This is a genomic window from Type-E symbiont of Plautia stali, from assembly GCF_059731115.1.
The window spans coordinates 2,551,300-2,576,387 of record NZ_AP035906.1 but is presented as its reverse complement, the minus strand read 5'-3'; the positions used below and the strand labels follow the sequence as shown (position 1 = coordinate 2,576,387).

The following is a 25,088-nucleotide window of genomic DNA, read 5'->3' as shown; positions in this document are numbered from 1 at the left end:
TTCTCCCGATCAATCAGTTAGGATAACGTCAAGATTTTCCCGATTCGAAATCGGCTTATTGAAAGAATCCATCGTCAGCGCTTTCCCACGTATCTCGCAAAATGCCGTCAATCTCTTCCCGTTCAGTTTCAGTCGCGCCAATCAATGGGAAGCAGCTCAGATTTTTTTCAATCACCTACAGGCAAAGATTTCTGATAATGTACCCCATTGGAGGGGAGATGCAATGTCAGAGATTAATCCACACGATGCCGAGCAGACTTAGCTCCAGGATCGGGAAACACATCTATGAAACCTGGTATCTGGCCCGGCGGATATCTTCGATCACATTGAAGTGTTCTACAACCGGGCCCAGCGCCACAATCATCTCGGCGGTGTCAGTCCGGAGACCTTCGAACAGGCCTCGTCGTGAGGACAGAATTTGTCTACGGCCGTGGGGTCCGTCCATAGTTACTCTGTAGACACATCTAGGTTTGGTACTGGGTCTATTAAACCTCTAGTGCGCCATCGATTTCCATTGACTAATGATTCAAATTCAGTTCCATTGGAGAGGATTAGATCATCTGCATGGTCCGTAACAATTATTTGAGGTGAGAATCCATTAGCGATCTTAATTTCATTACAATAAGAAGATAACTGGCTGAATAAATTTTCCACAGCCTTAATATCGTCATCTAGGTCTCGTTCGTTTTTTCCTCGGTCGATCCTTTCTGCTGCTTTTGTTTCATTAAATGTTACCGATTCGTCTCGTCTAAAATTTGGGAAATAGACTTGAGTTGGTTGGTCTAAGAATAATATTGATGGTATCGAACATAGATTTCCCAGCTCAGCAAAAAAACGATGTAAAGCTAAAAATAAACTAATGTGACTATATAACCAATTGGCACCACTTCCCATAGATCTTAAATAAATTTTTTCATTTTTCTCAGTTAAATGATAGAGGTCGAAAGTCTCAAAGGAAAAGTGCAAGTTAATTGGCTTGTAACTTTCTTCAAACTCAAAGTTTTTGCCTATTGTGTTCATGTAGTTATTTACTTTAGTATTTGCATTTTCAATTCCTTTTTTTATATCATAACCTTTTAATTTTTCATCTATTTTATAAATATCATTTTTAACAGTTTTAATGTTCCTGTCTAGTTCAATATCATCTCCTAAACTTATTCCCTCCAATAACATAAATAATCTTGCCTTTATTATGAGGATGTTCTCATATAGACTTTTTTGCGCAGATATTTGTTTCTCTGATGTTTCTATAACTAAGATTTGTTCATTTAGCGGTGTTATCTCATTTTTTAATTCTTCGATTTTTCGTTTTACTTCTACTAACGATGATTCAAATTTTGCCTTTATAGGTTTAATATGAGAAAGATTATGAACTACTTTAGTAATTGCATCCTGTAATTTTTTTGCACTATGTAATAACTCATTGTTTTGGGTATGGCAGAATGGACAGACAGAAGAAGCCACCTGTATTTTATCTTTCCATCCCAATTTGCTACCATTAACAAATAAACGTTTTTCTTCTTCTATATTTTTAGCAATGGAAGATGCTTGCCTTTGGAGTTTTCTTAATTCTGAAACTTTTAAGTTAAGCTGTTTTTTTAAGTTATTATAAAACTCAGTGGTTGCATTGGAGTTATAATTTATTTTCTCAGGAACTATTATTTTGTCTAATTTTTCTTTTGCATCACGTGGATTGAGCAGAATTACATTCAGTGAGATTGGTTCGCTTTCAAAACCCATTAAAGCATACAATTGATTAAGCACGGGGGAAAGGCGCTGTTTTTGCTTTGTAGAGACACGTGAATTATTTTCTTTTTCTCGAAGTAGTTTATTTAACTCTAAGGTTAGTCTTTCCTTTTCTTGCGATTGAATAAAAAATTCTTGGTCGACTAAACCGAGAAAAATTTTTGTATGTTCTATAACTTGATCCCTTTTTTCTTTTTCATCAAAACGATAGAATAATGCATGTTTGTTAGCCACAAGGTTTTGATGTTGCAGCATAAAGGAGGTAAAACTCCTAATAGATGGAGTAGGTGCCTTCCGATTAAACTTCCGATTAGACTTAGCCGTTAATGAAACATCGACATCGTCTATGTCCAGAAAGAAACCAGTAATGAATTTTTTATATCTTTCTATGTCGATATAAAGATTCGTAACAAAGTAATCAGCATTGATTATTTCCGTAGAATAATGCTCTTCCCTTCTAAAAAAAGCTTTGTTATTAATATCAGGACGCCTCGCCATTACTATATTTTGTTCGTCTATTTTTATGAAAATATAGTAAACGGCTGCACTATCAGTAATCACTCCCTTAGGAACAGTATATTCATCACTACCAAAGCAATAATCAAATATCTCTATTAATGCACTTTTACCGGTAGATGATTTACCTGTTACAATATTAACTCCTTCTTTGAAATAAACGGGATGCTTATTTCCTATTTTGTCAATGACGCCCATTTCATGGATTAATGTGTTCATTATGGTTGTACTCCCAAGAAGTCGAATATTTCCATCACTGAATGGTTGCTAAATAATTTTGCCAAATTTATGGCGCTTTTTTGTGATGTTATTGATTTGTTTTGGTTTTTTTCACTATGTAATGTAAGGCTCTCGGTGTCTATTATTAGCCAGTCGTTAATTAGACAATACTGTATGCTTTGCGCTGTGATATATTTGAATTCTTCAATTCGTTCTTGTAGGTCATAAAACTTGGCTTTATCATTAAATATTGACCACATAGTGCTTTTTTTGTTTTCCCCAAAAATAGCGCCTTGAAGCCTACTTTCAAATATTGAATGAGTACATAGCGGAATGACAATTGGCGCGAGTATTAAATTATGTTCTACTTGATTTATTGAGGAATAAAATGAAACTAAATGCTCGCTAAATCTAAAAGGGTTGTACTTCAATAGATATAATGAATCGATAATGCTACTCATAGCTCAATCTTCCATTTGATATTTTTATCATCATCGTCCATTGCATCATGGATTAGTCCGTTTTTATATTCAATTGGTGGGATTTCATTTCCCATGTTAAATGGAGTTTCATTAACTGTATTATTATATAATATCTTTGAATCTTTCAATTGGTCTTTTAAATTTAGCTGTGCCGAAGAATAATTAATAATAAAACGTTTTACAATCTGTTTTTGATATGCCTTGGTTTTTTTTGCATATAATGGATATTCATCAAGTTCTTCAATCAAAGAGTTTTGTAATTCAACCCAGTTACCTATAGCATCAGGGATCATAGCATGATGTTCGATATCTATGATTTTCTTAACAAAAAGCTTGTCCTGATATTTTTCTATCTCAAGATCGGTTGGTTCATAACCGTTGAATGGTGGGAAAGTAAACTCTTTTTTATGAAGTAGTGAAGTAAGTTCTTCACATTTTGCATTGAATAATTTACTGCTGATTTCCCATGAGGAGTTATTGGCCTGTTCATAAACAAATCCAACAAGACCCTCTAAATAGCATTCTAAATTATATTTTGGTATGCCAATTGGGCGCTTTAGAATTTTATTCTTCAAAGCTTTGAGGTCGTCGGTTTCAGTGAAAATCGACATCTTCTTAATTATTTCCATCAATTTTTTAGATGGAGATTCCATCACTGCTTTCTGCAATTTGACAATGTTTTTGGGCTTTTCTGATTCTAACTCTTCTTTAGAACGTTCTGAAAATATATCTTTAAGAATTTGAAGTCGATCTTCTGGAGAACAATAATTCCATTTTGCTAGCCGAGTTGTCGACCCAAAAGCTTGAGTAGTATGTAGGATCAAAAAACCATAATTTTCATGCTTGAAGTTGGCATCGAGCCAGTTCTTCAATGTATTCCACAAATTTTCATGATGATCTGTCAGAGGTGCCGCATAGTTCTTCGCCTCTGTCTGTGTTGATTCATCAATCTTATTGCTAACAAGACTGATATCGCCATCTTTTTCAAACCAAATGGATTGCTCGTCTTGTAGTGAAAAACACTTATCAAGTCCTATCAATACCTGATAATGAAATGCTAAAGCGGTTGTAAGCGCTGCGTTTTTGGTTTGGCTACCATTCATACACAACTCTCCCTAGAGCTCTTTCAAAGATAAGCATATTTTGCCAAAAATGTCTTGAAGTTACGAGTGTGTTCTATTGTGCCTTAACAAAAAGCCATAAGATTTAGATGAAAATCATGGTATTTACATTGACAAAATGATGCAAAACCCATTTCACCACTGCGGAGTAAGGGGCGCTATGCCCGGCTATGCAGGGGCAGTTTTTTCTCCCGTGTGCTTTCCGTTCTTCATCTCTGCTTCCGGTTAATCGTTTCCCAACACAACCCGTCCCGCAAGGGTAAATGGCACGCTGTTGCGCCCTTGCAGGCCAGAACGATGCCGGGAAAGCGAACCATCAGGCGATACGAAGACGAAAATCACACACTGACGGAGAAAAAACCATGACGATTTCCCTGCATACCACCCGGACAAGCGCCCCTAACGCCGCAGCGGCGACCAGCGTATCCCCGCTGGACCCGTCAGGCTCCTCAAAAACGAATTTTTCTAAAACCAGAACGGACATTTATCAGACCGTTACCGACAACATCATTGCAGCACTTGAAAGCGGTGTAAAACCGTGGTCCTGTCCGTGGCAACGCGTATCGGGCATGTCTGGTCTGCCATCTAATTACGCAACCGGAGCAGCCTACAGCGGTATTAATATCATGCTGTTATGGTGCAGCGCATCTAAACAAGGTTTCAGCGATTCACGCTGGATGACTTACAAGCAGGCACAGGCGGCAGGTGGACAGGTTCGCACGCGTGAACGTGGCACCACAGCCATTTTCTACACCACGCTGGAGAGGGAAAACGACGCCGGAGAAATCGACCATATCCCGATGCTGAAAACTTTCACCGTGTTTAACGTTCAGCAAATCGGCGGCTTGCCTCTGACAAAGGTAACTGTCAGCCCGGAAGCGAGATTTGCCCCGTTGCCGCAGGCTGAAAATCTGTTCAGGAAGAGCGGCGCAAACATCATTGAGAAAGGACAAAACGCCTTTTTCAGCCCATCAACTGATGAAGTCTGGTTACCGGAGCGCCATCTATTCGCTGATGCGGCTAACTTCTACGCTACCGGCCTGCATGAGCTTGTCCACTGGAGTGGGGGTAAAAAACGCCTGAACCGTGAAATGAAAGGGAAGTTTGGCAGTGCGGATTATGCAGAGGAAGAACTGGTGGCGGAGCTGGGAAGTGCCTTTCTGATGGCGGACCTAGGGATTGAGGGAGAGGTACAACATGAAAGCTACATTGCTTCCTGGCTGAAAGCACTGAAAAACGACAGGCGCTATATTTTCAAAGCGGCCAGCGCCGCCTCCAAAGCGCATCGTTATCTGATGGATAAACTCTGAGGCCGGAACCGGACAACCGCAAGGGAATGCGGCTACATGGTTTTTAACCGGCAACGCTGCAAGGCGCAGACTGAGGCGGAACGCAGCACAGCGAGTACCGAACAGTCCGCGCCTCGCAGTGGAATAAAAAAATACACCGGCCTGGCGGTATCGCCGCCAGGCCGGTAAGGCCATCACGATGGCTCAAGTAAAAGCTTACGTAGAGCTGTCTAATGACAGACGCTTTAGTTCATCAAAGGTATAAATGCGAAACACCCGACGATGGCGTTCTTCCAGCGGGACGTGCTGATGGTTGATGATGACATGCCTGATGCTGTCAAACAGCAGTTCAAGCGCACGTTTTTTCTGCGAATCGGGTACTACATAAAATACGTAAATCCACTGTTTTTGGGTACGGGCCAGCAGGTGGCTGGCGATAATCGACTGGTAGCGGGCTCGGGTTTTCAGGCGGCGCTCGGTTTCAATGGCAATAATGTTACCGTCGGGCAGCGTCAGTAATCCGTCAGGGCGATGTTTTACCTGAAACTGGCTGAGAAAGCTGGCCCGGTCGCCGTTAATCCATCCCGAAGCGCCTTTCTTCTCCAGAATAAGTCTGGCGGCCTGATTATCAAGATGGTGCTCCAGCGTCCAGCCGGTGATTTTTGATGGTTCAAACCGCGCAGGAAAGATTTTATCATCCGGGGTTAACACCACCGCCAGCCCGTCGCTGGTGATCCCCCATAATGAAATCTTCATTGTCCGTGATTCCAGCACATGCTTCTGGATTAACCCCATTTGCTCAGTTTTTGCCAGCAGCGAATAAAGCGATTTATGATCCCGGAAACCAAATAGCAGCATCAGCGTTTTGAAATCGCTGTAGGTTTCTTCTTTCAGGAAGTTCAGCAGTTGTTTTATTTTTTCTCTGTTGCGTGTTTGGCGCTCTTGATATGTCGAAATCAGCATAACCGCTCCTTAAAAATCCAGCGGGGACAGGTGTTCTCCCTCATCAGGTTGGGGCTCTGCCGGTTTGACTTCGCTTTCGTTGAAGAAAAGATCCGGGTGCGTTGTCATTACATCCTGTATGGATGGTTTATCATCCTCGTCAAAATCCAGTGCGATTTTCACCGGTGCCGCCGATGCGGCAATATCAGGGGAAACCGAGAAGATTTTTAGCTGACGCTTTCTGATCTTTATCGGTGAAATCAGTGAGGCAGAAGGTAGCGTTTTTGTCGTAAAGATAAAGCTGACAAAATCGGGCAGGTTCAGGATCATATTACTGTCAATAAAGAAACGTTCGGCCTGGCGGATTGTGCGCTCACTGTCGATGGTCTCCGTCAGCATATTATCCGTTTTAGCCTTACGGAGTTCATCATCCACCAGAATAGTGCCTGACATTCTTGCAACCCATTCCGCCGTATCCGGGTCCATAACCCGGTAAACCAGTTTGAATTTAGCGTTCTCAACGACCGCTCCGACAACGGCGTCACCTTTCAAATCTGCCGGGCAGTCTTTTAAATCGGCAATGGACTGGTGGTCCATAATAATATGCACACCTTTATCCCGCGCCGCACCTAATCCCTCCAGTGCTGGCCTGGATAAATGGTATTTCAGTTCTGAAAGATAAATAGCAATGGGGCGGGGTATGTCTGTTACACGGTCGCGCCTTTCTGCTAACTGGTACAGGCGAACCAGCAGCATGCGCTGTGCGGTAATTATTTTGCTGTTTCGCATTGAACCGATGACGTAACAGCAACCGCCTTCATCAAATATCTTATTAAGCGAAAATCCGGTAGGGGCATTGATGGCATTGAGCAAGGCCAGTTCCTCAATCTTGCCGAAAAAGGCTTTTATCTTATCTGCAATACTTTGAACATAGTCTCCGTTATAAACTTCCCGAATGGTTGAGGCTGTATTATGGATGACAAATTGTGCGGCTATTCGGGCGGCTTTCCGGTCGTCGATCCGATAAAAGTCAGCTTCCTGTCCTTTTTCCGCCAGGCTGAAACCTGCAACAAACAGTTCTTCCAGTTCATCTGGCGTAATATCTTCAATCAGGTTTAGCTGGTATTGCTGTTTTCGCAGGTCAATTAAGGCAAAGGGTTTTCCTGCATCCTCGCAGGCTTTCCGATAAAGGTGTGGAGCCCATTCATCATCCTTGGGGTCCATAACAAACACACCTTCACCGGCCAGAATACTTTGATAAAGCAATATGCCGGTGGCAACCCCTTTCCCTGCTCCAGTGGTGCCAATAATATCCGCGTGTTGTTTCTGCCAGTCTTTTAACGGGAGATACATTGGTTCGTTCTCCCTGTCCATGCCAATAAAAATGCCTTTATTCAGGTCAATATAATCCAGCGGATCATAATGCAGTGTTTCCGGCAGCAGGGACTTTACGGTGCGGACATCGGTGCGCAATTCGCGTTCAAGGGTGGTTTTTTTAACAAGATGTTTCTTTATTTTGTCCAGTTCCGGCGTGAATACGCGGCGAAGTATAATATGAAAAATAATCCCGGTCACAGTGAAAGCAATCCGTACTGACCACGCCAGTACCGTATTATCACTGGTGAGTCTGGTCTTATACAGCCACTGGAAGGATCCGATAACTATCGGGGCCAGTGTCCCAGAGAGAAAACACACCAGGGAAAAAGCAATAATCAGCTTTTTCCATAACGGGGCTTTCTGCCGTTCATCGCTTTTCATCGATGCAAAAAACGGCATCGTCAACCCCGCTAATAATGCCAGCATCAGTTGTTGCTGTTGCATAAAAGCCAGCACCGCCAGCATCCCGTTCACTATCGGGGACAGTGAAGCGGCAAGCTTATTTAAAATCATGATGCCTCCTTCGTCAGCGATTCGCCCCATGACATCGCCCCATCAATTCGCCCCACGGTGTCGGGCGAAAAGACGGGGCGAGCGTATGGGGTAAAAAAGGTGGCCGCTGTGCGGCCATGTGCAGGAAAGCATGCTTCCCTGCACGAAACGGCGTGCGCCGGTACATGCGGGCTGGACGCCCTTATTGCCCGGTGCATGGGGGTAATGTCGCGGCTGGACGCCACGCCAAAACCCTAGGGTCAAAAGCGGCACACCGTCGCCCGCTACGCGCGACCACCCCCTTTAAGACGGTCGCTTTCGCCTTTTTCTTCCCTTTGCTCGTTCCTCGCAGCGGGAATAAAAGGGAAGCTGACCTTTAAAGAGGGTGGTCGCGCCACGCTACCGGCTTTTGGCCGGAGACTTAGCCGCGACGGTGTGCGGGGCTGTGCCCCCCAAATAAACCGCTGTCGTGGGCGACAGCTTTTCGCTCGCTTGGGCGGCGAAATTTATCCGGCTCCCCCCGGCCTGCAAAATCCGCGTGGGCGCGGCTGTTTGCAGATGAGGCGCGGTGCCTGAATTATTTTCGCTCCTTAACCCGCGAAAATATTTCTGTCCGCAGCCTCATTTTTACAGCCCCTGTTTCTTCGCTCCTTAATCCGCGAAAAACAGAAGCCGTAAAAACCTGAAAACCGTCATGCCCTGTGCCGTCTCGCCAGTATTAACCACGAATGCGGCCATATTGACTGATGATCTGACTGATAGCCGCCGGGTCTGCCGAATTACATTCTCTTAAAAATGATTTTCTGGCATCGGCCGTATGGTCAGGCAGAAAACCATGCCTGTTCTTTTTTACGATATTAAAGAATTCCCGTTCAGCGGAATGACATTCACTGCCGCCGCCATTTCCGGTTGCTTTACCGTACATACATAACACCACTTCGCAGGCATCAGCAGCCAGTACAGTTGTTGAACATGACGCAATCACGCAAAACAATAATACGGAGGATATTGCTTTTTTCATTTCAGTTACCATTATGATTAATGAAAGGTTACGTATCTTGATAATGTTATTTGCCGGAGTTATCTTCTGAATGTTTCTTTCATGCTATTTAAATGAACTGGCTTAAAGTAAATATCATGCATCCGGCGAACATCGCCGTGTATATCAATACTGACGATGACATCAATGCTTTTAAGTACCTTGCGTAACAACACATCAAAAGGAATGTTCCGGCAGTCAGGGTTTTCATAGCAGCGGTCAATGATCCCTTCAATACATTCTTCCGGGCTGCCCGCATGCAGGGAGGTGATTAACCCCTCATGCCCGGAGCCGACAATTTTCAGCGCGTCCCACGCTTCCTGCCCACGAATTTCCGCCAGTAATATCCGGTCAGGGTTCATACGATAATTAGCCCGGATCAGTCTGCCAGGTGTGACAATAGCATTATCCCCGGCATCCGCAGGGTAAAAAAGATGCACATAATTGGCATGGTGATAAAAACGGATTTCGGGATTATCCTCAATCGTTACCAGCCGGAGATGCAGCGGAATATAATGCAGCAGCGTTTTCATATAGGTGGTTTTGCCGGAGCCGGTTTCACCCACAATAAAAATCGTCTTGCCGTATTCCACCGCCTTTTCCATAAAGCGGGGAATATCCCCGCTGTGATATAACCGGACCAGTGCATTATCCTGGCTTTCCGTTTTTTCCTGACCGGCCACGCGCTGATAAAATCCAGCATCAATCCATGACTGATGTGTTTTTTGCCCGAATGAGGGTTTGCGTAACGTAAGGGACACCGTATTACGCTCACAGGCCGGAGGAATAATCGCCTGAATACGTTCGCCGGATTCGAGCGTGGCCGACAGAATCGGTGACGTATCGTCAATATTATCGTCCTGCCAGGACGCCAGCGCTCTGGCAAAAGCATGACACTGACGCAACGTGATGGGGGATGCCTGTTTTTGCCATTTTCCCCGAATTTTTGTATGCAGCTCACCCGGTCGGTTAACCGCAATTTCTGCCAGGCCATCCTGAGCAAGAAAATCACCAAACAGCCGGTTTTTCATAAAATCCAGTGACAGGTTTTCAGCGCTCATACCATTTCTTTTTCAGCCGTAGTTGATAAACAGAGGAAAAATCAATATCCGTGCCGGTCATGATGCCGATCACATCGCCCTGGTTCAGGTACATCGTGGGCGGGATACTGATGCTGTTTTCCAGCGTCGTTTTCGCCATTTCCGCCGTGGCGGCGCGGGTGTTTTCGGTATAGTCGGTATTGCGGTCTTTACCCGGCGCGGCATCTGATGCAGTCGCCGCCACGTCCTGCACGGTACTGAGCATCAGGGCGTTGCCGAAACGCTCCCAGAAATGGCTGTCGATCCAGCCTGCGATCCCCGCCTCACCGAGCGGGCCGGTGGCCTGCGTATCGGTGAGCGGGATTTGCAGGCTGCCGGGCTCCGGCGTGCGCAACTCCGTCCACAGCACAAACATCCGGCTGCGCCCGTGTTGCAGTGCGCCTGTGCGGTAGACGCCACGGGCGACCGTTCCTGCCGGGATCAGCTTCACATGGTTACTGGCGCTCCAGACATTCTCACCGATCAGGCAGGAGATATGACCGCCAACATCGGATACCAAGCGCCGCATCATCGAACACGGAATATAGCGGTCCACCGGGATATAGAGATCGGGATCGAGGCCCAGCCGTCTGACACCGGTGACGCGGGCAACGCCCGGATTGTCGTTGTTATTGCTGCCTGCCGGTGCTGTCGTATCCGGGCAGCGCAGGCGGTCATCTTCGCCACTGACCAGTACTGACTGACAGGATGTGTACGCCGTGGAGGCTGACGGTCTGCCCGACGTTTCCGTGTTGCTGCGCACTCCGCTTCGGGACGTGCGTGTATTGTCGCCTGACCCTGTACTGCCGCTGTTCAGCCCGTCTGCCAGTGCTGCCGCCTTGTTCAGGGCGGGCGGCCCGGGCGGCAGATCTGGAGTGGCCGGAGCGCTCTGACTGGCAGGGCCTGCGCTTTCCTGCCTCCCTGGCCCGAACAGGCCAAACGGGTTACTGTCCATGCCCAGATTCTTACGTTCCTGCTGCACCGTCCCGGAGGAGGGCGACGGCGCGGTGTCAGATTCTTTCTCATCACCCCTTTTCAGGGCGCAGAGAAGGCGATCGCCGCCGGATGCCAGCGCGATGACCAGGACCAGACTCAGCAGGCTGACGATCAGTGTGCGGCGACCGGACGCTTTACGGAAACGGGTCACTTCCGGCTGGCCGGGCGGCGTTTTCTTCTCCGGCTCCTGATATGCCATTGCCGCGCGGGCGCGTTCACGGGCTTCCGATTCCCGTTCTGCGGTGGTTTTTTCCGGTTCGTTCGGGAAAGATTTGTCGGTCATTTTGCCTCCAGCGTAACGGACGGCGAAACGGTGTCACTGTTGGCCAGCGGGATACGCCCGGATCCGTCGTTTTCGATCCCCACCACCGAGGTGCCGTAACGCAGAATCAGCTGCGGCGATGCCGGAACCACCACCACGGTGTAGTTGCCCCGTTTACCCGTCCGGGGCGTGACCGCCTGCTCCTGGCCGTTAACCACCCGGAAAACGGAAGGCAGGGTTTTCGTGGGGGAAAAGCCGATATACGCGAAACGACCGTCATCCCAGGTAAAGTCCGGGGCGATGGCGGCGGAACCGGCGGCCACCCGTTTTGTATAGCGCCAGTTGCGCGGCGTGGTGGCCTGCCCGAATGCCGCCGCTATCCGCTGCCGGTCCAGTGCTTCCTGCTGATGTTGCTGACGGGCGGCGCTGGCGGCGGCAGACTTTTTCCGCAGTTCGTCGGGATAGCGGTAGCGGATAACAAAGGCCTGGGCGGGCGAGTCTTTATCCAGCACGTTCAGCTCCAGGCTGTAATCGCGCTTTGATGTCACCACGAACAGATTGGTTTTCCAGTCTTTTGCCGTCGGCAGAAACACCTGGCTGACGTTGTTGCCGCTGGCATCCGTGACCGGCTGGGTAATCGGGTTCGGGCTGATGCCCACCCGGTTGTCGCTTTTCGTCACGGTCCAGCCTCTGGGAAAACCCGCCTGCGCATCGATAACGGTTTCATCATCGTCAAACACCAGCATGGTGACGTAGCCGGGGCGGGTACTGACGACCGTGGCGTTCTGGCTGTTGTACGTGACGTTCTGCATCCGGCTGTCATACGCGCTGCCGCGCGGTGTCGCCGCGCTCCATGCCACGCATGACGCCAGTAAACCCGTGAGGAGCAGAATGTGTTTCAGCATCATTCCCCCCTCAGCTCTTTGTCGCGCTGGTAGCTGGTGACGATAAAGCCCAGCGGGTTCACTTCGCGCTGGCTGTCGGTCAGTTGCCGGTGTGGTAAATAGCGGTAGGTCAGGCGGATATTCCACACATCCGTTTTTACTGAATTATCAGCAATACGGCGGATAGTGCGCTTGATACGCAGGGTTGCCAGACTATCCGGCCCGGTGGCAGGCGCATGCACATTGGAAATAATGTCGATATAGACAACATATTCCGCCTTGTTAAAAATCACGTCCGGTGCCTGATCGCCGTTAAACCCGTCAAGATAATCCCGGTTCACGCTGTCGCTGTTAAATAACTGTACGTCGTCGTAATCACGCTGGAGGGAGAAGTAATTATATCCCTCGCGCAGTCTGACATAGTGTGCTGCCAGTGAATGCGCCAGTGCCTTTTCAGACGAAATATCCCGCTCCTTCACGCGGGTCATATATTCATAACGCCCGGTCTGTTTATCCACCGACCATAACTCAATGTCGGTGGTTTTCAGCGGCAGCAGAATAATAATGGCCGCAATCGCCATTGCGGCCAGCATCAGCCCGACAGCAGCCACCCGCCAGGCGGTTTTTCGGGAATGCTCTTCCTTTTCCAGCAGGATGGATTCAAAAGAGCGGGAAACATTAACAATGTTCTGAATATCAGACATGGTGAGTCAGCTCCTGAATGATGGCGGGGGAATTCACCGGCTCGGGTTCGCCGGATACCGACGGAAGGTCGCCCTGATGCCGTGCGCAGCCCGTGAGCGCGCACAGCATCAGAAAGAAGATGCTGAATTTCATGGAAGCCCCTTATCGTAAGGATGCAGGAATGCCGCACCGGTGGCGCAGGCCACGGCGTGACGGGGAAAGGAAATTAAGGGTCGGGAGGATTAACGATGTCGCTGCCGGTTCAGGCGTTTCATGCTTTCGATGGCGGCGGCGCGTTTCTGCCAGGCGCTCACGGTTTTACCCGCGCCTGCGCCGGTGAGCCTGCCGGTCGACGCGACGACGGCCATGCCGCCTTTCGCAGCCAGGCGGGCACCGCCCTTTATCCCCGGCCCGGCGAGGTCGGCGGATTTATTCGCCATTCCGCTCAGGCCACTCATGGCTGCCCCCTGCAGCACTGCCTGTACGGCGGCCCCGCTGAGTGCGCTGGCGAGCTTCGCGGAGAACCAGACCACCACACCCGCCGCAATCCCGGCCAGCAGGCACTGTGCTGCCAGCGTCACCATGTTACTGACATTGGATGTCCGGGTCGCTGCATCAAGGATTTTATTCAGGTAATTGATGGCGATACGGATGGATAAGGCGGAAAACATGATCGTTAATATTGCCGCGAAAATCGTTTTCAGCCAGTTATCAAACATTGGCTTAAGAAAACCGTACAGCAGGCAGAAAATAAAGAGCGGCGCGGTGATCGTCATTAACAGGATGGTGATTTCGGCGAGCAGGTTGACAAAGGTGGCCGCCAGTAACAGAACGATCGCGCCGCCCCATACCAGCACTTCGGCAAAGCCACCATTAAGTTTGACGTAAGTCGAAGTGTCCATACTGAACAGCGTCTGTCCCAGTGTCTGCGCCTTTTCCCAGACGGTATCAAGCAACGCCCAGACGTTATCATCGCCGCTGACACCGTCTTTGAGTCCCTGGATAGCCGCTACCGCCATATCCAGCCAGCCATCCCGGTTTAACGCAAAGGTGGTGATCATCAACATTCGCCCCACATCCCAGGCGACATCTTCTACCGGGGTCCGGAGTTTGCCAGCCAGTGTCTGGTAACCGCGATACAGTATAAATAAGGTAAAAGAACTGACGATGATGACGCTGATCATAGTGCCGTAAGTGGAAGACTGACCTTCCAGAACGGCATTCAGTCCATCCATGATGTTTTTGTCCATACCAACAAAAATACCACCGGACATGGTGCCTCACCTGATATATAAAGAAAGGAAATAAAAAACAGGGAGAATTCCCTGTTTTGCTGGAGGAGATATTACCGGGTGACGGATTTTCTCTTTTCGGCTTCCAGCTGAAAGAGTGTCTCAAATTTTTCTTTTGTTCCGGGCTTGCCAATTTGAGCGAACATAATGGCAGCCCGTTGAGCAAACTCGCAGTTATCGCTTGCCTCACCATCCTTCAGGCATTGCGTATAAACCGCATATGTTTCGTCAGGATGCTGCTTATACCAGGCTTCGGATTTGGTTTCCTTGCAGCCGGACAGTAATATCACGCCTGAGAGTGTGCATAAGGTGAATAAGGATCTGAGCATGGATAATCTCCTTATAAATTATTAAGGTCAGCAACAGGTGCCGTTAGCTGCTGCTGTTCAAAGGCTTTCTGTCTTTGCTGTTCCAGCAATGTCGTTCGCTGTTCAGCCTGCCTGACAGACATCTCCCACTGATTTGTCAGCGCATTTAACTGTACGCTTTTCGCCGCGATGGCGTTAGCCAGATCCTGAGACTCTTTCGAGTCCTGCGCATTCGATATACGGTCAGATAAGTCTGATATATCGCTGAGTGTGCTGTTGATCCTGTTTTCAACGTCAGTGGTATTCTCAATCGCCATTGCCTGATTGAGGATTATCTGTTTGCAACTGTCGGCCAGAGACTGAGATTTTATTTCTTCCTGTTCAGGGTTGCATACGCTGAACGATTTGTATTTACTGTAAAGGTGTTGCAGTTCAGCAGAATAGGAACTGTTCTGCGTGGTCAGTAGATCATCCAGTGAAATACCGCTCTTACGGAGATTATCAATATCGGTTTTCAGGCTTCGGGCATCACTGAGAAAACCCTGAATATCCCGTACGCCGGTTGCAGTGGCTAATTGTTTTTTATATGCATCAAGTTCACTTTTATAATGGGTAGCCGTATCCTCCCATTGCTGTAGTTTCTGCATCCACTGATTAATTGACTCGGTATTCTGCACGGCGTCGAAAACCGGTATTCCGGCGCTGAACGCCTGCGTCGAGAAAAATAACGATAATGCCAGATAGGTATATCTGGTACGCATATCAATGACCTCCGTATGAATATTAGATGGCCCGCTCAAGGAAAGCGTCTTTCCATTCATCAGGTCGCATACCGTCCTGATAAATGGCATCGAATATTTTCAGATTGTCCTCACTGCCGCTGAGAAGCCGGGTGAGTTTACCCAGTCCGGACAGATCCATTTTCGCCATTGCCACAAACGGGCGGGTTTCTCCGGCCCGCAGCGGTGTTTTCAGGATGACCATATAATGCTCGCCCGGATCCAGATTTCTGACCGTCTCATAAACGCTGTCCGGCACTTTCATTTTCTCCACATAATCCGCATAGCTGGCTTTCGGATTGGCGAGGAAAATCTGGGTACCGCACTGCTCAATAATCGCCGGGGCGATGGGGTGTCTGACGATTTCATCCGGTGACTGTGTTGCCGGAACGAAGATACCGTTCAGCTTGCGGATGACTTTCAGCATATTGAGCGAGAAGCGGGAAAATTCGACATCGGCCAGCCAGCGCCAGAACTCATCCATAAACATCACCAGGCGGCGACCGTCCAGAAGACTGGTCACACGGTACAGCAGGTAAAAGGTCACGGGGCCGCGAATATCGTCATCATCCAGAAATTCGGTGCCGTCGATACCAAAGTTATCGACATCGCTGATGGTGAAAGTATCAGCCTCGTTATCAAACACCCAGCCGAACTCGCCCCCCTGCGCCCACTGTTTCAGGCGAATACGCAGCCCGTTGGTGCGGGCGTCTGTAGTCGGCGGTTCCGGCAGCACTTCCAGCAGCCGGGTGATCCCGAACCGGCGGTACTCCGGCGGATAGTCCAGCATGATGGTGTCCACGGCGGCACTGATCCGCTCCTCATCGCGCGGATCGAGCGGCTTACCGTTGCGGCGGCACAGCATGCGCACCAGCCGTTTGATGAAACTGATGTTCCGGCGGGTTGGCTCCAGCGCAAACGGGTTGAAGCCGGTGGGCTCGCCGGTACGGATGCGGAAATAACGCCCGCCCGCCTGGCGGATCGCCATCTCCGCCGCCCGGTCCTTATCGAAATACACCGTGGTCAGCCGTTTGATGGTGGCAGAAGGCGCAAACGACGCCGGGTTACGGTACTTCTGCATCAGTTGTTGCATGATGGTCATCAGCAGGGTTTTACCGGAGCCGGTTTTCCCGATAATCGCCGTATTCCCCGGCGTTTTCTCACCGGTGTCATCCCGTCCGGCCTGGCTGTCGTGCAGGTTCAGGTAATACCCGCCACCGCCGGGAGATGTGAGGAGGGCGATGGCTTCCCCCCACGGATTACCGCTGCGTTTGTGGGGATGGAAGTTATGCAGGCAGGCCATATCGGCGAAATTCTGGCTGCTGACGGCCACCAGTCGGGGGCGCAGCGTATAGACGCCCGGCAGTTGCGCCAGATATGCGGCGGGCAGTGACAAAGTGGAAAGCGCCGTCATAATACCCAGATCGGCGAAGGGCTGGGCCAGAACGTTAGTGTCCTTCACCACCTGTCCGGCACTGTCTGAGGAGATCAGCAGGGAAAAGTGGAATTTACCGCATGACACATGCCCGGACTGGAGCAGGTCGCGCAGGACAATCAGCTCTTCGCGCTGGGAAGTCGCGTCGTCGTGCGTGGAGTTAAGCCGTTTTTCCGCCAGCCGGATATGATTCTGCGCCTCATCCCGTGCCATACAGGTAAAGGACTGCGTCAGAACATACTCGCTTTCAGCGTACAGCAGCGCATCCAGCATACCGGTGTGGGTTTCCGGGGAATAATCCTTAATCTCCAGGCTGCGGAAGAAGCGGGAACCGCTGACCGTCTGGCATTCACCGGTGTCGGTGGTGAAAAAGACGTCTGGCGTACTGAGAGTTTCATAAAATGGTGAGCGCGTTACGGCCACCTTCTGCCACTGACCGGTAAGCAGACGATGAAAGAACGCGAGTTGTGCGGAATATACCCGCCCGTTTTCTTCATATATCCCCAGCGGCGTTGCCATATAGCGGGATAATGAAGATTCCAGTGCTTCACGGTATTCCCGCATGATTTTGAGCGCGTCATCCAGAGCTGGCTGGCGTTTAACGTGCGACTGCGCTTTCATGGTTTTCTTCTCAATCTGAGAGAACGGTGCGTAGCAGACGGTGAAAAACAGCCGGTGCCGCCAGAACGGTTTTTCTTTTACCGGCTGGTAATACCGACGTGTTACCTCATCGGAAAAGGGAATACCCGAACAGGCTTCAAAAGCATCATGGTATTTTTCACGGAGCCGGTGAATATAGAATGTTACCGGCAGACCCTCATACGAACGAATAACGTTATTCAGGTGCGTGGCCATCAGGGTCAGGTGATGTTCGTCTTCACATTCAAAGACTGTGCCGCCCAGCTCCCAGGTGGCAACAAAATCACGCTGACGGTTTCTGATGACGTAAGGGTGAATATGGGAGGAATACGGAATATATTTATCCAGCGTAATACGCTCGTTTAATTTCATTTTCTGAATAAACTCCGAGACATCAACGTTATCGTACTGGTTTGCCAGAAGGGCATTCGCGCCAAAATGGGTATTGGTGAAAAGTCGTCCACGGGTTTTAAACGCCAGCCAGAGCAGACTGAAATAATGAATGTCCTTTCGGGATTTATTTTTCATTTCCGCCCAGGCCGGGATCAGCAACAGTGCCAGGTAATAGCTGACATAGACCGCCAGCAGGACGATAGCCCCGCTGACGAGAACGAACGGCACGAGAGGAATGCCCATAATGGTGGCAGGCCGCGTAAGCGCTTTATTCAGCGTAGCCATCGTTGCCTCCCTTATGATGCCCAGTAGGCACCGAAGCCGGACGCGCCAACAATCAGGATCGCGCCGATGATGACGTTACGCATGTCGTGCAGGCTCTTGCCATCGAACAGCACCTTGTAGCCCACCCACATTGTCGCCAGCGTGATGGTGACGGCGGCCAGACCCAGCAGGCCGGTCGAAGTATTGCTCAGTGTCTCATTGGCCTTGTTAAATCCGCTGTCTGCCGCCAGCGCCGGGGCAGACAGCAGCATGGAAGCAACAGCAGAGTAACGGCGTTTACGCATGATCATTTCTCCTCATCAGGGACAACAGGGATAGCGCCGCGAATGACGGAACCGGGATAATGCAGGGAAGTCAGGACCGGCGCAGTGGCACCGGCAGGCTCGCCGCGCAGCACAACGGCGGGATAACGGACAGACGGTTGTGTGCTCGGGTCAGAGGCACGCTGCCGGTCTTCCCGGGTGGACGGGACGACATAGCCAATGCGCTGTACGTAGCTGGTCTGGTTAAAGGCGGATTGCGGTCGCTGGCCGGTTTCAAAGTTGCCGGAGTAGTAACAACTGAGCGCCCGTTTCAGCGTTCTGCCGCGCCGGTAACAGTCGGCGAGAATGCGCTCAAATACCGACAGATTGATGCAAGGGTTAAGCAGGTCGCTGGCCGTGACGCCGTAATGGCGGAAATTGGTGCTGGTGATTTGCATCAGGCCGACCGAATAGCGTCGGCCCTGTGCAGTCAGCTGTCCGGTGAGGCGGACCGCCTCCGGCAGGCTCGTGGGAAAATGAGAAATCACGCCCCGACTGTCTGGCAGGATTTCAGCAATGGCGTAAGGGTGGAAACCGGATTCGACCCGCGCGACGTCAAGTGCCGTGGACGGGTGAATACTGGCGGCGCACTGCACCGCCAGTGCCAGAAAGGCAGTGGTGGAAAGCATGCTGGCCTCGTAACAGAGAGACCGACGGCTTACAGAAAAATACGCCGCCGGGGGAGAAGAAGAGAAAATGGATTAAGCGGCCGCATTCTGTGAAATGTCACTATCTTCCCTAGGTTCAAGTAGCACCAGTCTGCCGGAGACGGCAATACCGGGTATCAGCACGATATTAAGACCGGGTTTGCCGTTGTGCGCGAAGGCCACACCAACCTTTGTCCAGTACGTGTTTTTTTCACCCTGTGCATCGGGCTGACTTTCCTGGGTAACAAATACGTGATAAGCGGGTTTTCTCATGGAATTTCCTTTGAACAAAAACAGTAAATGAAATAAACCAGTCACATCCCGGTTCTGCATTCCGGTTTTAACGGGTCAGCGAGAACATTCAGCGGCACCCTGAATTGTGGTTACGTGACAGCCCGATCCATTTTGTTAAAGAGCAATACCCTGTCAGGACGAATTAATGTCCATAGGGGCGACTATGCTGTAATGGCGTTCTCAGATTCGAATATCTGGTGAGGGATATAAATGAGAAACTCAAAACAAAAAGAAGAGAGAAAAATAGTGGAGTATTTAAGATGCAGTAAGAATAATGAGGATTTAAAAAACTCGAGAGAGTGGTATTAACATTCACCGTGAATAATAAAGACGTGCAGAGATATAACATCTCTACACGTCCTTTTTATCCTGTCAGCGGCTACTACGTTCAAGTTTTTCCTGACATTCCGTACAGGTGGTTACACCCGGCAGTGCTTGCCGTCGCTTTTCTGGAATGGGTTTACCACATACACGACAGTGAAATAATGATGGTGTCGACCCCGGCTTAAAACGACTCTGTTCAATCATCTCCTCCAGGCGCTGCTCATTAATTTCCTGATCGCGATCGATCTCATCCGGCATGTGGTGCCCTCCTGTTAGCGGCAACTTCCTTTTCACAAAGCGTGATACGTCTCCATACCATGGTGAGTGATAGTCCCAGGAACCTTGGTAGCAGGAGTTCAGTAACCTGCATCATGGCCATCAGCGCGTCGGGGGATTCAAGGCTTTCCACCCGGCACTTCTGCCATTGCCGCCAGATCTCGGCATCTGTCTCTTCATCCGGCTCAGGTGTACGTCCATATGGCACGCTGACACCCAGCAACCGTCGGCGAAGGCAGACATCATTAGACGTCAAGCCAAAGTAGTGGTTGAGCAACGCGATAGAACCGCCCAGCCGGATAGCCCGGTTAATCTGCTGCTGTTGTCGGTATTCCTGTCGGGCCTGCGCCAGTAAATGATGCAGGACATCATGGCGGACACTGACCGCAACAAACGGCGCTGATGACCGACTGACAGCAAACAGCTCATCGAGCGACAGTTGATTAAGGGCGTTCATTTCGTCGAACGTGAATCCGAGGGATTCACAGTGACGAATATCCCCAACTTTCAGAGCGTGCAACGCATCAGTTAAGATGGTGTAATTAATTAATGGAATCATTCTGTTATCTCCTCAATCTATATGGAAAAGTTGAGCAAATAAACGGACATTTTTAACTGATTGAACGTCCGGCCAATTTAAGGCTGATCCATTCATCAATTTCCGATTCGAGCCAGGCCACACTGGCCGGGCCAATTTTTATTGAACGTGGAAAGGTTCCATTTTTCATATACAGGTAAATCTGAGAGCGTTTCAGGCCAGTTTTTTCTTCAACTTGCTTCAGGCGCAATAGCTGATGTGCTGTCATTGTTTTCTCCTGTGGTTAAATAACCGGTGGACGCCCGGCGTTCTCAAAAGAAGCACAGGAAAGATTAGGATGGAAGTTAATAAATCCATATCAAGGAGGCTATTATCCTTAATACGGATTTAAACTTTAGCATGATAAATATCATGCTATCTTAGACGATGGTGAAACTGGGGAGCCTCGTTCTAGCGCGGTTTTTAGTGTGTCTCCGCTGAGTCGATCTGTGATGCCATCGTCTGAGGCCCATTGCTCGAAGATGGATAAGAGTTTATAAGGTTGTCGAAGTAAAGGCCTTATATCCTCATTATGATAACAGGCAAGCCAGAAAAGACGTGATAGAGGCGTTGAAATACGGGGTTTAACGGCCAACGACTTGGTTGGGATGTTTATAAGCTTTCCAAGTTCTGAATGGCGTATAACAAAACATGCATCAGTAGGTAAATTATAGAGTGGAAAGTACGCTTTTCTCAGCGTGTTGTTTGCTTCAATATGGGATATTTTTTCGGAAATATCCAGAATGATATCTTCGGGGAGCAACGCTGTTTGTTGTCGTATTCTGTCATTCCATGTGGAATTTATAAATATTTGATATATTTCCCCTAAAATAGTAACCGTCAGCCCATAATTGAATTCATTAGCTCCAGTTATCGGCGCTGGGATTTTAAGTGATTGTGATAGTAGACGTTGTACAAGAACATATTCATATCCAGCTAGGCTGGTATCTATAATTCTTTGCGCAGTGCGTAAATATCTTCCTTCTGTGCTGAGTATCAGATTGTTTTCTTCGATAAAGCTTTTTTTTCGAGGGCGCAAAGGCGGGAGGTTAATGAGTTTTCTATAGGTCTAAATTTTAATTTATTTTTTAATTTTTGAATTTTTCTTAATATAATAGGTGACTGAAAATAAATGGAAAGGATGATGTTTCCTCTCAGCGCATTCTTGTAGATATCACTTTTTGTTAATCTAAACTTCAATTTCTGTTGAGCCAGTTGTATGGCTTCAGGTATAGTTAACCACTCAGTCATCGGGTATTTAATGTCAGTGCGATTATTTTCTTTTTTCATAATGAAGCTCCACTTGTATTGCAAGGTAATGGTACTTGGTTTAAATGCTGTTAACATTACTCAGTGCTCTTACTTCAGGCATGCTAGTTCAAGTTCAATTAATAAGAGTTTCCACGTAATAAACTTCGTTTGGATGATATTTAAGAGGGACTGGTCGCGCCTTAGAAACACGGGAAAAAGCTGACAACATTCATACTGTATGTTGGTTATTAATTTGAATGATATATGTCCAGTCTTTGATTTTTACTTTTGCCAGAATCAAAGAAATACTCCATGCGAATATAGCGATAATGTAAACTGACTCAGAGCATTCTAAGATGAAATTGGGTTGGAGATTATTATATATGCCAAACGTATCAGGTCTCATTTATCCCAAATCGTCACGCAGGTATTGAATTTCAGCATCGGCAGTAAGCCTATACTGACGTCGCTGATGATGCGGAAAAAAGAGTTTATAGACTGGCGTGAAAGCAATTTATTATTAATTACTCAACATACCTGGCGCAGAGGTGGCGATCCTTGCGAAGAAAAATATATCGTATGGTGTTGTACATGCTATAAACAAAGTTGTCTTTCATGTCCTTTTCTTCAATCGCCTTGGCAATGGCATTTCTCATCATCAGTAGAATAATACCTCTGAATATGGACGTTAAACCGATGGTAAAGAAAGCAGTAACAGCAAGGTCAACTAACCAAAATCCTGAATTAAGAAGAACAGGCCTGTAGATTGCCATACCCACTAAAACCACCCAGTGACTGAAACAATAAAAGCAACTGAGGAGACAACCTGTCATGGCATTTATCTTGACCATTCGTTCTCGCAAAAGACGGAACATTTCCTGTTGCGTGACGGTGATTGAAGTACAACTGGACATCCGCGCTATTACCATGCAAACCCAGAACTGCTCTAAAACGTTATCGAATGACATAGTATGTACCCCTCATAAGACCTTCATGTAATGATATAAGATACATGAAAACAAGATTCTTATGCAACAACAAAAGTGTCATAAGTGAAAGTGCAGCAATCGAGTATCAACAACGGGAATGTCAACCGGCTAATCTGGGATTACTTGTAATGATTCATATGTATACAATTCAAGGTGCCGTTACCTCTGAAGATATATCCTTGATGATCAATACGAATCCGGTTTAAGTCAGATGTCTGTTCCAACGGATAAAATTGCAGGTACTGTCCATTCTGAGAATGTCCAGGGAGGGGGCACTTCAAAAATCCCTCACTTCTAACACCGTTCTGCTGGTTTTGTAATGGCAGATTGAATTTAACCACCTGAACAGAGGAGATAGCCTTACTTCAAGACAAGTCAGGTGTCTTAAATAAAAAAGAAATTTCATCTCAGCTTTCAGGTGAATGTTCTTTCCTAATGGCAAAATAAATAGCCCAATGAGATAGGCTATTGCGCATCTGCAGTGAAATTGACTGACAGCAGTGATGCCTAAGTGAGATTGCTGTTATTAAAAGGCTTAGCGGAATAATTAGCTAAGATGTTCATATAGTTCGTCAATAAAAACTTTATACCGGTTTTCGTTAGCCCGAGAAGGGTCATACAATAAATGCATTTCCCGAGGGGGAATATTAAAATCTTCCAGAACAGGAACGAGTTTTCCCTTTTTAATAAATCGTTCAAGTCCCTTTTCATAACCAAATAGCAAGCCAGTACCTCTTAATGCCGCCTCAAGGATTGCTCCCCAGTCGTTAATAGCCAGGCGAGAGTTTACCATCACTTCCGCATATCCCTCACTGCTGGAAAAAGGCCAGTAATGGCTTAATCCCGCAGACCAAGGTGCAAAAACCAGACACTCATGATGTTTCAGATCAGAAGGTTGTTCTGGATGACCGTACTTTGCCAGGTATTGAGGAGCAGCGCATGCAAAAAATCGGTACGCAGGCAACGGTTTTGCCGCAAGTCTGAGTTTCTTATCAAGCTCGCCGATGCGTATCACCAGGTCAAAATCTTCTGAAGCAGGATTAATAACGTCATCAGAAAGAATAAGTTCAATACGCATTTGCGGATAACGCTCAAGAAATATGCTCAAAAAATCCACTAAGACATAACGGCCGAAAGTTACCGGCGCATTCAGCCGTAACGTACCTGCAAGAATCGCACTCGAACTGCTTGCTTCCCGTTCTGCACTGTTGATGGCTTGTAAAATTGTTTCACAACGCCTGTAGTACAGCGAGCCTGCCGGCGTCAGGCTTTGCCTGCGCGTCGTTCGGTTAAGCAGGCGCGTTTCAAGCTGCTTCTCAAGTGTGGCGATATGGCGGGCCACCATCTGAGGCGACATATCGAGCCGGTCTGCGGCCGCAACAAAAGAGCCTGTCTGAACCACAACAACGAAGGCCCGCATTCCGGTAAGTTTATCCAGCATTCGCTACTCCTGGTTGTTTCAGAACTCAATATTGGCGAATTTTAAAAACTGCTAATACTTATTATGCTTATTTTTTGTCTCATGAACAGGACAGCGAAAACGATGCACATTTATATTGTCAGAATGGACCATCCGGATGGCACCGGGTGGAATACCTTTGTGCGCGAGCATGTGATTTATCTGAAAGGGCTGATAGAACAGGGCAAACTGTTAGCGTCCGGTCCGCTCAAAAACACGCCGCTGCGGGCGGGATTTCTTATTTTCAGGGCTGAGACGCGCGATGAAGTCCAGTCCATGATCAGTGCGGACCCTTTTGCTCGTGAAGGTCTCATCGCTAAACTTGAAATCCATGAATGGGACCCGTTGTTTGGTCTGCTTGACAGGTACTCAAGCCACAATACGGTCAGTGAATTGCAGGGCTTAATTGGCTGAAAATTTGAGCCACGAGAAAAATACTATCAGTATCCTGTAGTATTCATATATCGGGTGTGAGGTGAGTAGCCACGCCAGTTACTCGCCTCTCTACCTGACGGTAATTTTTTAAATTTCACAACCGTACAAATTATTATAAATTATCAGATTACAGAACTAAACATCATTTGGTTTCCATTAAATCGTTATTTTGTTTAACAGGCACCTTACATCCTGATTTTATTTAGGACAAAATCTTATGTGACTTTTTTAGTTACGCAATGATATCTGCCTGCAAGCAGTCCCCAGGCATTCAG

26 protein-coding genes and 2 pseudogenes are annotated in these 25,088 nt (G+C 47.9%); 3 read left to right on the top strand and 25 right to left on the bottom strand.

What is annotated here, in order from left to right; genetic code table 11:
- Window positions 1-55 precede the first annotated feature (55 nt).
- Complete coding sequence (locus AC6I8L_RS11915) at window positions 56-175, bottom strand: DinI-like family protein (RefSeq protein WP_117045396.1); 120 nt, start codon at window positions 173-175, stop codon at window positions 56-58.
- Between the two features lie 91 nt (window positions 176-266).
- Here AC6I8L_RS11915 and AC6I8L_RS11910 point away from each other — a divergent pair.
- A pseudogene (locus AC6I8L_RS11910) lies at window positions 267-409 on the top strand (IS3 family transposase); the annotation flags it as partial.
- Window positions 410-447: 38 nt separating this feature from the next.
- Here AC6I8L_RS11910 and AC6I8L_RS11905 read toward each other — a convergent pair.
- Genes AC6I8L_RS11905 through AC6I8L_RS11895 form a run of 3 tightly spaced genes read right to left on the bottom strand, consistent with a single transcriptional unit; the run spans window position 448 to window position 4,066 of the window.
- The gene (locus AC6I8L_RS11905) at window positions 448-2,481 is read right to left on the bottom strand and encodes a DUF3732 domain-containing protein (RefSeq protein WP_117045395.1); all 2,034 of its coding nucleotides are present in this window, start codon (window positions 2,479-2,481) and stop codon (window positions 448-450) included.
- Complete coding sequence (locus tag AC6I8L_RS11900; protein WP_048216025.1) at window positions 2,481-2,942, bottom strand: three component ABC system middle component; 462 nt, start codon at window positions 2,940-2,942, stop codon at window positions 2,481-2,483. The genes AC6I8L_RS11905 and AC6I8L_RS11900 overlap by 1 nt, the downstream gene beginning before the upstream one ends.
- Window positions 2,939-4,066: a hypothetical protein gene (locus tag AC6I8L_RS11895; protein WP_048216026.1), complete on the bottom strand. Its 1,128-nt coding sequence runs from the start codon at window positions 4,064-4,066 to the stop codon at window positions 2,939-2,941. Before AC6I8L_RS11895 ends, AC6I8L_RS11900 begins: the two co-directional genes overlap by 4 nt.
- A gap of 380 nt (window positions 4,067-4,446) precedes the next feature.
- Between AC6I8L_RS11895 and AC6I8L_RS11890 the strand changes: the two genes are divergently transcribed.
- Entirely contained in the window at window positions 4,447-5,394 is a 948-nt protein-coding gene (locus AC6I8L_RS11890) for an ArdC family protein (RefSeq protein ID WP_048216027.1), read from the top strand.
- A gap of 195 nt (window positions 5,395-5,589) precedes the next feature.
- Here AC6I8L_RS11890 and mobC read toward each other — a convergent pair whose 3' ends face one another.
- The 21 genes and pseudogenes from mobC to AC6I8L_RS11785 form a co-directional block, all read right to left on the bottom strand.
- Entirely contained in the window at window positions 5,590-6,336 is a 747-nt protein-coding gene (gene mobC, locus AC6I8L_RS11885) for a MobC family replication-relaxation protein (protein WP_048216028.1), read from the bottom strand.
- Between the two features lie 9 nt (window positions 6,337-6,345).
- Window positions 6,346-8,205: a type IV secretory system conjugative DNA transfer family protein gene (locus AC6I8L_RS11880; RefSeq protein ID WP_058959917.1), complete on the bottom strand. Its 1,860-nt coding sequence runs from the start codon at window positions 8,203-8,205 to the stop codon at window positions 6,346-6,348.
- A gap of 697 nt (window positions 8,206-8,902) precedes the next feature.
- The gene (locus AC6I8L_RS11875) at window positions 8,903-9,205 is read right to left on the bottom strand and encodes a TrbM/KikA/MpfK family conjugal transfer protein (RefSeq protein WP_072226505.1); all 303 of its coding nucleotides are present in this window, start codon (window positions 9,203-9,205) and stop codon (window positions 8,903-8,905) included.
- A gap of 59 nt (window positions 9,206-9,264) precedes the next feature.
- Window positions 9,265-10,284, bottom strand: coding sequence for a P-type DNA transfer ATPase VirB11 (virB11, locus tag AC6I8L_RS11870; RefSeq protein WP_058959916.1), 1,020 nt, complete (start codon window positions 10,282-10,284; stop codon window positions 9,265-9,267).
- Window positions 10,274-11,581, bottom strand: coding sequence for a VirB10/TraB/TrbI family type IV secretion system protein (gene virB10 / locus AC6I8L_RS11865; protein WP_058959915.1), 1,308 nt, complete (start codon window positions 11,579-11,581; stop codon window positions 10,274-10,276). Before virB10 ends, virB11 begins: the two co-directional genes overlap by 11 nt.
- Window positions 11,578-12,468 (bottom strand): P-type conjugative transfer protein VirB9, encoded by an 891-nt coding sequence (gene virB9, locus AC6I8L_RS11860; protein WP_201785667.1) that lies wholly within the window; start codon window positions 12,466-12,468, stop codon window positions 11,578-11,580. The genes virB10 and virB9 overlap by 4 nt, the downstream gene beginning before the upstream one ends.
- Window positions 12,465-13,148 carry a VirB8 family type IV secretion system protein gene (locus AC6I8L_RS11855; RefSeq protein WP_058959913.1) on the bottom strand — a complete coding sequence of 228 codons (684 nt, stop codon included), beginning with the start codon at window positions 13,146-13,148 and terminating at the stop codon, window positions 12,465-12,467. Before AC6I8L_RS11855 ends, virB9 begins: the two co-directional genes overlap by 4 nt.
- A complete protein-coding gene (locus tag AC6I8L_RS11850; protein WP_058959912.1) occupies window positions 13,141-13,281 on the bottom strand; it encodes a hypothetical protein in 141 nt (46 codons plus the stop codon). Before AC6I8L_RS11850 ends, AC6I8L_RS11855 begins: the two co-directional genes overlap by 8 nt.
- Before the next feature lie 89 nt (window positions 13,282-13,370).
- Window positions 13,371-14,402 carry a TrbL/VirB6 family protein gene (locus AC6I8L_RS11845; protein ID WP_058959911.1) on the bottom strand — a complete coding sequence of 344 codons (1,032 nt, stop codon included), beginning with the start codon at window positions 14,400-14,402 and terminating at the stop codon, window positions 13,371-13,373.
- Window positions 14,403-14,473: 71 nt separating this feature from the next.
- Window positions 14,474-14,749, bottom strand: coding sequence for an EexN family lipoprotein (locus tag AC6I8L_RS11840; RefSeq protein ID WP_047727032.1), 276 nt, complete (start codon window positions 14,747-14,749; stop codon window positions 14,474-14,476).
- 11 nt (window positions 14,750-14,760) lie between these two features.
- The gene (locus AC6I8L_RS11835; RefSeq protein WP_058959910.1) at window positions 14,761-15,489 is read right to left on the bottom strand and encodes a TrbJ/VirB5 family protein; all 729 of its coding nucleotides are present in this window, start codon (window positions 15,487-15,489) and stop codon (window positions 14,761-14,763) included.
- 22 nt (window positions 15,490-15,511) lie between these two features.
- Window positions 15,512-18,259, bottom strand: a complete 2,748-nt coding sequence (locus AC6I8L_RS11830; RefSeq protein ID WP_058959909.1) for a VirB4 family type IV secretion/conjugal transfer ATPase — start codon at window positions 18,257-18,259, stop codon at window positions 15,512-15,514.
- A gap of 11 nt (window positions 18,260-18,270) precedes the next feature.
- A complete protein-coding gene (locus AC6I8L_RS11825) occupies window positions 18,271-18,549 on the bottom strand; it encodes a TrbC/VirB2 family protein (protein WP_045903274.1) in 279 nt (92 codons plus the stop codon).
- Window positions 18,546-19,190 carry a lytic transglycosylase domain-containing protein gene (locus tag AC6I8L_RS11820; RefSeq protein WP_058959908.1) on the bottom strand — a complete coding sequence of 215 codons (645 nt, stop codon included), beginning with the start codon at window positions 19,188-19,190 and terminating at the stop codon, window positions 18,546-18,548. Before AC6I8L_RS11820 ends, AC6I8L_RS11825 begins: the two co-directional genes overlap by 4 nt.
- A gap of 72 nt (window positions 19,191-19,262) precedes the next feature.
- Complete coding sequence (locus AC6I8L_RS11815; RefSeq protein ID WP_058959907.1) at window positions 19,263-19,481, bottom strand: hypothetical protein; 219 nt, start codon at window positions 19,479-19,481, stop codon at window positions 19,263-19,265.
- Between the two features lie 393 nt (window positions 19,482-19,874).
- Window positions 19,875-20,084: a TraR/DksA family transcriptional regulator gene (locus AC6I8L_RS11810; protein WP_058959906.1), complete on the bottom strand. Its 210-nt coding sequence runs from the start codon at window positions 20,082-20,084 to the stop codon at window positions 19,875-19,877.
- Entirely contained in the window at window positions 20,074-20,661 is a 588-nt protein-coding gene (locus tag AC6I8L_RS11805; RefSeq protein WP_058959905.1) for a DUF2857 domain-containing protein, read from the bottom strand. Before AC6I8L_RS11805 ends, AC6I8L_RS11810 begins: the two co-directional genes overlap by 11 nt.
- Before the next feature lie 52 nt (window positions 20,662-20,713).
- Window positions 20,714-20,908, bottom strand: a complete 195-nt coding sequence (locus AC6I8L_RS11800; protein ID WP_020078417.1) for an AlpA family transcriptional regulator — start codon at window positions 20,906-20,908, stop codon at window positions 20,714-20,716.
- 141 nt (window positions 20,909-21,049) lie between these two features.
- Window positions 21,050-21,969: pseudogene (locus AC6I8L_RS11795) on the bottom strand (hypothetical protein).
- 485 nt (window positions 21,970-22,454) lie between these two features.
- A complete protein-coding gene (locus tag AC6I8L_RS11790) occupies window positions 22,455-22,898 on the bottom strand; it encodes a hypothetical protein (protein WP_064511331.1) in 444 nt (147 codons plus the stop codon).
- 568 nt (window positions 22,899-23,466) lie between these two features.
- Window positions 23,467-24,360, bottom strand: coding sequence for a LysR family transcriptional regulator (locus AC6I8L_RS11785; protein WP_058959904.1), 894 nt, complete (start codon window positions 24,358-24,360; stop codon window positions 23,467-23,469).
- A gap of 102 nt (window positions 24,361-24,462) precedes the next feature.
- On the opposite strand from AC6I8L_RS11785, the gene AC6I8L_RS11780 reads away from it, so the two are divergent.
- Complete coding sequence (locus AC6I8L_RS11780) at window positions 24,463-24,792, top strand: YciI family protein (RefSeq protein ID WP_058959903.1); 330 nt, start codon at window positions 24,463-24,465, stop codon at window positions 24,790-24,792.
- The last annotated feature ends 296 nt before the right edge of the window (window positions 24,793-25,088 follow it).